Source organism: Glaciecola sp. MF2-115, assembly GCF_047250385.1.
GTDB lineage: Bacteria > Pseudomonadota > Gammaproteobacteria > Enterobacterales > Alteromonadaceae > Glaciecola.
In genome coordinates this window covers 1-7,348 of the sequence record NZ_JBLBVM010000024.1, presented here as the reverse complement: position 1 = coordinate 7,348, position 7,348 = coordinate 1, and the positions used below count along the sequence as shown (strand labels likewise).

Sequence of the window (7,348 nt, the reverse complement as noted above, 5' to 3'; positions counted from 1 at the left end):
TATATTTATGGCTATTTGAATCGTATTCAGTCATCTCGCCGATTAGAAAAAGAAACCCATCGCAATGTAGAGCTAATGTGGTTACTTGAGCGTTTACAACCTGACTTCAAAACCATCGCAGACTTTAGAAAAGACAACGGTAAAGGTATTAAGAATTCATGTCGTCAGTTCGTGCAACTATGCCGAGAAATGAATATGTTTACCGATGCTGTTGTTGCCATTGATGGCAGCAAATTCAAAGCGGTGAATAACAAACAAAAAACCTATACACCAAAAAGAGCCAAGGACTTGATTGATAGATTCGATAAGAGCATTGCCCATTATCTAGCGGTTTTAGCGGACAAAGATAAGCAAGAAATCTCTGATGAAGATGTCACGGTCATGCATGAAAAAGTAGCATGGATGAAAAATAGGTTAGCAGAGTTGGCTGACATTGAAATACAAGTAAACGAGCATCCCGATAAACAGTTGTCAATGACTGACCCCGACTCAAGATTGATGAAGACCAGCAATACGGCAAGGCAAGCTTGCTACAACGTACAATCGGCGGTAGATAGTAAACACCACTTAATTATCAGCCACGAAGTGACCCAAACACCCGATAAAGGTCAGCTTCATGCGGTTGCCAGTAAAGTGCAAGAAACTCTAAAGACGAACAATATTACCTTCTTGGCTGATAAAGGATATTACAGCCGCGTTGATATTAAAAACGTACTGGATACAGGTGCTGAAATGCTAGTCCCTAAAAGCGATACAACAAACTTTGAAAAAGCAGGAATATTTGATAAAGCACTATTTGAATACAATAAAGAGACCGATGAGTATACTTGCCCCGCAGGTAACATACTGCCATACAGGCGCAGTACCATGGACAACGGTATGAAATTAAAGGTCTATGTTGACCATATCGCATGTAGAGATTGCAGTATCCGTAGTAAGTGTACTCGTTCTAAGATAGAGCCAAGAAAGATGAAACGGTGGGAGCATGAAGATACGATTGATGACATGCATACCAGACTTAAAGCAACAAAAAATGCCACTATAATCCGCAAACAAACAGTCGAACACCCATTTGGCACAATCAAAATGTGGATGGGGGCGACGCATTATCTTACCAAACGTCTAAAAAACGTGAGTACTGAAACCAGTCTTCATGTACTGGCCTATAATCTGAAGCGAATGATGACGATTAAAGGAACGATTGGATTGAGAGAGGCAATTAAGCAGTAGAAGGCTTAATTTATACTAAATTCCCCGCTATAGGTCACAAAATCACAAAAATAGACGCCACAGCCTGTTACCAATTATCATAATATAGAAAATCAGAAACATACCAAACTAACCATAAGAGTCGTTTACCATCACGAAAGAGTGAACATAGCACTCGAACTTACGGCAATTTATGAGTTTTTACACAGCCTGAGCGATTAGCGGACGTTGGACATAACTTTTGCGCAAGTCCGCTTCAGACAAGGGGCGAACGTTCTACGCCCAAAGCAGCGACAGCGTTAGCTGTCCGACTGACTTTGTTTGTTAGCCTCGAATTGCTTCAATGCCTCCGCTGCAGGCCTGAAGTAGGCGTTTATATAAGATTGCAATTGGTAACCACTAATCTTCCCCTCAAATAACTGCCTTTTTTCTTTTAAACGGAGTCAAGCTTTCAGAGAGTTAATTGTTTTAATATTCTCACTTCGTTTCGATGTATAGGGCGGTATAGAGTATGTACCCACAACATGTGCTACTAAATCACTCACCCCCTCAGAGTACAGAGAAACCTCCCCAACCACGAGAGTACGGCCGACTTTTATCAGAGAACATTCCGCAATGATTCGCTCATTTGCCGATGGCTTACGTAAGAAGTTGATGTTAAGGCTAGTTGTTACTGCCAATGGCACGATGCCAATTTTACCAAGTATCGCCACATAAAGTGCCACATCAGCCACACTCATTAAAACAGGCCCCGAAACCGTTCCGCCAGGACGTAATTCATCCTGACCTACATGATGAGATACAGTCGCTCTACCGTTGCTCACTGCTTCCACAACGCATTTACTTTGTGGAAACTCCGATTTCATGAAAGCGATAACTTCTTCTTTTGTAGCTGTCATTGAGACTCCTTAAATATTTATTCACGTTTATATGCACCTGGTGAAGCGTTGCTCCAAGACTTCTATACCCCATTTTGAGCCTAGTTTCTCTTCCACCAATGCAAAGCCCTGACTTTCGTAAAGATATCGAGCTGCATTAAGCCCTGAGAAAGTCCATAAGTTGATTTGGACGAAACCCTGAGCATCGGCAAAAGCTAATGCAGAATTGAGAAGCTGTTTACCTAGTCCGAAACCTCTCAAAGAGTCGTCCGCAATGAACCATCGTAAATGTGCTCGATTATGCCCAAGATCTTCACCATCAATGGCAACAGATGGATTTTATCGTCCCGTTTGATCGTCCAAATCTCATTGTTTGGGTTATCTAGCCTTCCAATAAATTCCGCCATGCTACTCGCCACTGAACAAGCAAATTCCCGACCAAAATCAGCCACTGTCGTGTAATAATGGGCATGCATCTCCGTAACACGTGCAATCAACCGGCTTTGTTGCGGAATTCAACTTGAGAGCGAATACTAGCAAAATCGTTTGCATTTTAAACGATATACTGAGTTTCGGGCATACCTATCCCTGTTAGCTTGTTGAGTGCTTTGATCATGGCGTATGTCTCCCCAACTTGTGCATTGTAATTTCGAAGCGTGAGTGAAGCGCCTAGTAGTTGTTTTGCGCGATACTTAGCGGTCTCCGACAATGAACGCCTGTGGTAACCATATTTTCGTTTCCACTTTTTGTTCGAACCATAGAGCTTTTGGCAACCAACCGCCAGATTACGTGGATGACCTTTTTCCCAGAAGGCGGCTCCTTCACGTGGAGGGATTAGAGGTATCGCTTTCTTAACCCTAATCGCCCTGTGGCACTCCCTTGTATCGTATGCGCCATCTCTCGAAATTTCCTTGATGGATCGGCGTGTTTGTTTGAGTAAATTTGGGAGTACTTCCGCATCTGTCACGCCTGAAATATTGTACTTGCGCCAGTTAGTGGTTTTGTAGCGAGGCTTCGGCATGTAATCAAAGTCAGTGAATGAATGTCCCTGATCTGATCGTAAGATTCTGATTTAGTTCATTCGATTTCCGCAACAAAGCCCACGCTAATTATTATCAGTCACTGACTGAGTTGAGAGACTAGCGGAAGCCACGAACTGTTAATCAAGTTCGACCACTATTTTACCAATCTGCTGATTTGACTCCAGATAGTGGTGCGCTGCCACTATCTCTTCAAATTTAAAGCTTCGATCAATGACAGGCTTGAGTGTTCCTTCGGATAAACCCGAGTGGATAAATTGCTTTGCTCTGCGAAAGCGCTCGATGTCTTTTACAACTTCAGTAAACACATACCCCCTAACTGTCAGACTTTTACGAAGTGCTATTTTTAAGGGAAAAGGAGTTGTTTCGGGACTTAATGCTCCGTGTACTATTATTGTTCCTTCAGGGCTCATTGCTTCAGCAATTTCAGCTATCTGCGGCCCACAGACAGCATCAAATGCGATTTTTAAATTGTTTTCTCCCAAGATGCTTCTCAAGCTATCCAGCAGCGGCTCTTCTTGAGTTGCAATCACATGGGCCGCGCCTGCCATGAGCACAGCAGCCTTTTTAGCTCGTGTTTGAGTTGTAGCGATAGGGATACCCCCTAGAGAATTCACAATTTGAATCGCAGCCAATCCAACACTGCTCGATGCGGCTGTTATCAGTACTGCATCGCCTTTTTGCACGTTAGCAATTTCGACCAAAGCGCCATAAGCTGTCAGGTACTGCATCCAAGCTGCTGCGCCTTCAGCAAAGGTTAGCCCTGCTGGTTTGAGTGCCACATATTCACTTGGTACGACAATCTCTTCTGCGTAGCAGCCATTCTGAGAAAGCCCCATCTGAGGGACAATACAAACCTCTTCTCCAAGGCGTAAATGATTTACCTCTTCCCCGACTTCAATGACTATCCCGGATGCTTCATAGCCGATTCGCGAAGGGAAGTCAGCCTTTTCTATATAGCGGCCTCGCCTAAACATGGCATCAGCACGATTGAGCCCAACAACTTTGACCGCAATACGTACATCAGTGGCCTGCAAACTTGGACTCGCCAGCGAGTCAATAGTTAATACCTCGGGGCCACCTAATTCATGGAAACGAACAGTTCGAATTAGTTTTCTTGGGCTCATATGCATCCTCAATAATGACTTTTTAAGCAATTACATCAATAACGACTTTACCCATGGACCCCAACTCTACGGCATTATGTGCATCCATTGCCGTGTCTAGGGAAAAGCGTAACGGATCGAGTAGTGGCTTAATTTGTCCAGCTTCAACAAGAGCCGTAATTTGCCGCAGAATGTCACCATGATGTTTGCGTCCCTCTCCGCTGAGCTGTGGGTGTAACACAAAAATCCCTGACAATGTTGCAGAACGTATTGACGACGGTGCGAGGTTATGTGAGCTGAATGCAGCACAGCTTAAAATATGGCCGTAATGTGCAATGATACCTAATGAGGCATCGAGTGCAGAGCCACCGACAGTGTCGTAAATGATATCGAATCCTTTGCCTTGGGTGTATGCGTCCATGTAGTCAGCAGGGCTTGCAGTGTGATAATCAATTGGCGTGGCACCAAGCGCCTTGAGCAGTTGTTGTTTTCCAGTCGATGCAGTGGCATAAACGTCGGCACCTAAAGCCTTAGCAATTTGCACGGCTAAATGCCCAACTCCGCCAGCTCCACCTTGGATAAGGATTTTCTGGCCCGCTTTAACATTCGCCTTGTCAACCAAACCTTCCCAAGCAGTAAGTGCAACCAGAGGTAAAGCCGCAGCTTCACGCATGGACAAATTTTTCGGTTTGAGAGCAAGTAACTCAGCATCTACGTTGGCATATTCAGCCAATGATCCTTGCAATCCTCGCACTCCGCCAGTCAGACCATAAACTTCATCGCCTACTGAAAAGTCGGTGACGCCGTCGCCGATAGCAACAATTTCTCCAGCTAAATCGGTGCCAAGTACTGCGGGTAATTCCGGCATGGCATAAGGAGCGATACCTTGGCGGATCTTGTAATCAATAGGATTGACTCCACTTGCAAATATTTTTACTTGCACCTGACCTGCTGATGGAGAGGGTAAGTTAATCAGGGCATCCCGAAATACTGTACCCTCTTCATAGCTATCTAATACCAAAGCACGCATTTGTCTGTTTAACGCTGTCATCAATAACCTCACAAACTGAATATTCAGCGGGTGGTTAAATCACCCGCTGGTTAATCGGTCTTTTATTAAACGAATTAAAACTCTTGAACAGTTGGGCGCAGAACAATCTCGTTGATATCCACATCCGCAGGCTGCTCAATTGCGTATGCGATAGCACGAGCAACAGAGTCAGATGGAATTTCATTTTGCTGATAAAAATCTTTTACAAAGGCTGCACCCTGAGTATCTGAACTTCCATGTTTTAAATCAGATTCGATTGCACCCGGTGAAATGATTGTTGAACGAATTTTACCCCCAACTTCATGGCGTAAGCCTTCGGCAATAGCGCGAACAGCGAATTTGGTTCCGCTATAAACCGTGCCGCCGGGACTGAATACTTTGATACCCGCTACGGAAGAAATATTGATAAAGTGGCCTGTTCCCTGAGCCTGAAAGATCGGAAGCGCTGCGGCTACTCCATACAGCAGACCTTTAACGTTGATGTCAATCATGCGATCCCATTCGTCAACTCGAGTCTCAGCTAACGGTGCAATCGCCATTAACCCTGCATTATTGATAACCACATCAACTTTACCGAAGCGCTCTTGTGCAAGATTTACAAGGGCCTTCACTTCGTCCGGGCTAGTCACATCTGTCGCTTGAACCGCAACTTCTCCGCCCGCTGCGCGTATGTCAGCAGCAATAGCTTCAAGCTTGTCGATGCGTCGGGCACCTAAAACAACAGATGCGCCAAGGCTGGCTAAATGTCTTGCCGTGGTCTCGCCTAAACCGCTGCTACCACCAGTGATAACAACGACCTTACCGCTGATGTTATTTGCTAAAACACTGCTCATAGTTAATATCCTCAAATAAGTTGAATGACGTTGTCTAAATAACAAGCAAAGTATCTCTTACCTTCAAAAATCAATAAATGGAAATATTTTAATTTCACAATTCCATATTTTGGAATAATATTTATGTATTCATTTCAAACCTGAATGTGACTGTGATGCTTAACAGATTGGAAATGCTCCGGATATTTTGTACTGCTGCTGAGTCTCGCAGCTTTAAAGAAACGGCTAACCGTCTGGGAATTTCTCCTCAGGCAGTGACGCGAGCAGTGAAGGAGTTAGAGAGATTGCAAGGGGAGCTTTTATTTCATCGAAATACTCGACACATACAAGTGACCCTAGTTGGAGAAAAATTTGCTTTGATAGCAAAAGAACGCCTGCGCGCTGTAGATGAATTGTTTCAAACAAGCGCCCCTAACTCGGGTAATGAATTACAAGGGCGTGTTCGTATCGCAGCGCCTGTTGGTTTTGCTCATAAGTGCTTAATGCCAGTGTTACTGGAACTTTCAACAATACATCCTCAACTGGATATAGACCTGACACTCAGTGACGAGCGCGTGGATGTAGTTGACGAAAAAATAGATATTGGGATTCGTATCGGCTTCATGAGAGATAGTCGATTTATTGCCCGCCAGCTCACCAAAATTAATATGTATGTCGTGGCTTCGCCTGACTTAATAAATAGAGTGGGAAGGCCTGCGTCTATTGAAGAACTAAACCACTTGCCGGTTACAGGGTTAGTAGATCGCAATACGGGAAAGCTTTGGCCATGGGTTTTTTCCATGGACAGACAGTGGACGCCATCCATAACACGTTTTCGAAGTGCCGACACCGAAGCTGAATTAATGGCTATACAAAATGGACTAGGTTTTGCTCAAATTCCTGACTTTTTGGTCCAAGACTTATTACGCCAAGAGAAACTTGTGAGAGTGTTAGAAGAGGTCGAGCCGGTGCCTTGGGATTTATATATTTATCGCCCTCAACGTGGTCCAGTACCACAACGTATTCGATTGGTTTTTGATCACTTGGTGTCAAGATTGAGTGTCCGCTAATGGCACAAAGTTCTCTTTCAGGTTTAACACTCGACTGTCCGGTATAGGCTCAGGCTGTGTAAAAACTCATAAATTGCCGTAAGTTCGAGTGCTATGTTCACTCTTTCGTGATGGTAAACGACTCTTATGGTTAGTTTGGTATGTTTCTGATTTTCTATATTATGATAATTGGTAACAGGCTG

Annotated in this window: 7 protein-coding genes and 1 pseudogene; 2 read left to right on the top strand and 6 right to left on the bottom strand. The window is 44.2% G+C overall.

The window, feature by feature from the left end; all coding sequences use genetic code 11:
• Positions 1 to 1,230: IS1182 family transposase (locus ACKLNX_RS00305; RefSeq protein ID WP_412970802.1), on the top strand; the 1,230-nt coding region annotated here is incomplete at its 5' end.
• A gap of 422 nt (positions 1,231 to 1,652) precedes the next feature.
• Here the strand turns inward: ACKLNX_RS00305 and ACKLNX_RS00300 are convergent.
• From ACKLNX_RS00300 to ACKLNX_RS00275, 6 genes and pseudogenes are all read right to left on the bottom strand, one after another.
• Positions 1,653 to 2,108: a PaaI family thioesterase gene (locus tag ACKLNX_RS00300; RefSeq protein ID WP_008464865.1), complete on the bottom strand. Its 456-nt coding sequence runs from the start codon at positions 2,106 to 2,108 to the stop codon at positions 1,653 to 1,655.
• Between the two features lie 27 nt (positions 2,109 to 2,135).
• On the bottom strand, positions 2,136 to 2,411 hold the full coding sequence (locus tag ACKLNX_RS00295) for a GNAT family N-acetyltransferase (RefSeq protein WP_367318014.1): 276 nt from the start codon (positions 2,409 to 2,411) through the stop codon (positions 2,136 to 2,138).
• A 229-nt stretch (positions 2,412 to 2,640) separates the two neighbouring features.
• A pseudogene (locus ACKLNX_RS00290) lies at positions 2,641 to 3,066 on the bottom strand (IS5 family transposase); the annotation flags it as partial.
• A 180-nt stretch (positions 3,067 to 3,246) separates the two neighbouring features.
• Positions 3,247 to 4,254, bottom strand: a complete 1,008-nt coding sequence (locus ACKLNX_RS00285; RefSeq protein WP_033102784.1) for a zinc-dependent alcohol dehydrogenase family protein — start codon at positions 4,252 to 4,254, stop codon at positions 3,247 to 3,249.
• 22 nt (positions 4,255 to 4,276) lie between these two features.
• Positions 4,277 to 5,284, bottom strand: coding sequence for a zinc-dependent alcohol dehydrogenase family protein (locus tag ACKLNX_RS00280; RefSeq protein ID WP_412970801.1), 1,008 nt, complete (start codon positions 5,282 to 5,284; stop codon positions 4,277 to 4,279).
• A 74-nt stretch (positions 5,285 to 5,358) separates the two neighbouring features.
• Positions 5,359 to 6,117 carry an SDR family oxidoreductase gene (locus ACKLNX_RS00275; RefSeq protein WP_054489994.1) on the bottom strand — a complete coding sequence of 253 codons (759 nt, stop codon included), beginning with the start codon at positions 6,115 to 6,117 and terminating at the stop codon, positions 5,359 to 5,361.
• A 155-nt stretch (positions 6,118 to 6,272) separates the two neighbouring features.
• Here ACKLNX_RS00275 and ACKLNX_RS00270 point away from each other — a divergent pair, with 155 nt between their 5' ends.
• Positions 6,273 to 7,166 (top strand): LysR family transcriptional regulator, encoded by an 894-nt coding sequence (locus ACKLNX_RS00270; protein ID WP_392344040.1) that lies wholly within the window; start codon positions 6,273 to 6,275, stop codon positions 7,164 to 7,166.
• Positions 7,167 to 7,348: the final 182 nt, after the last annotated feature.

What these genes read in the sequence shown, in the direction of transcription:
- ACKLNX_RS00280 (WP_412970801.1), bottom strand. Translation starts at nt 5,284, where the DNA reads ATGACAGCGTTAAACAGACAAATGCGTGCTTTGGTATTAGATAGCTAT.
- ACKLNX_RS00270 (WP_392344040.1), top strand. Translation starts at nt 6,273, where the DNA reads ATGCTTAACAGATTGGAAATGCTCCGGATATTTTGTACTGCTGCTGAG.
- ACKLNX_RS00300 (WP_008464865.1), bottom strand. Translation starts at nt 2,108, where the DNA reads ATGACAGCTACAAAAGAAGAAGTTATCGCTTTCATGAAATCGGAGTTT.
- ACKLNX_RS00285 (WP_033102784.1), bottom strand. Translation starts at nt 4,254, where the DNA reads ATGAGCCCAAGAAAACTAATTCGAACTGTTCGTTTCCATGAATTAGGT.
- ACKLNX_RS00275 (WP_054489994.1), bottom strand. Translation starts at nt 6,117, where the DNA reads ATGAGCAGTGTTTTAGCAAATAACATCAGCGGTAAGGTCGTTGTTATC.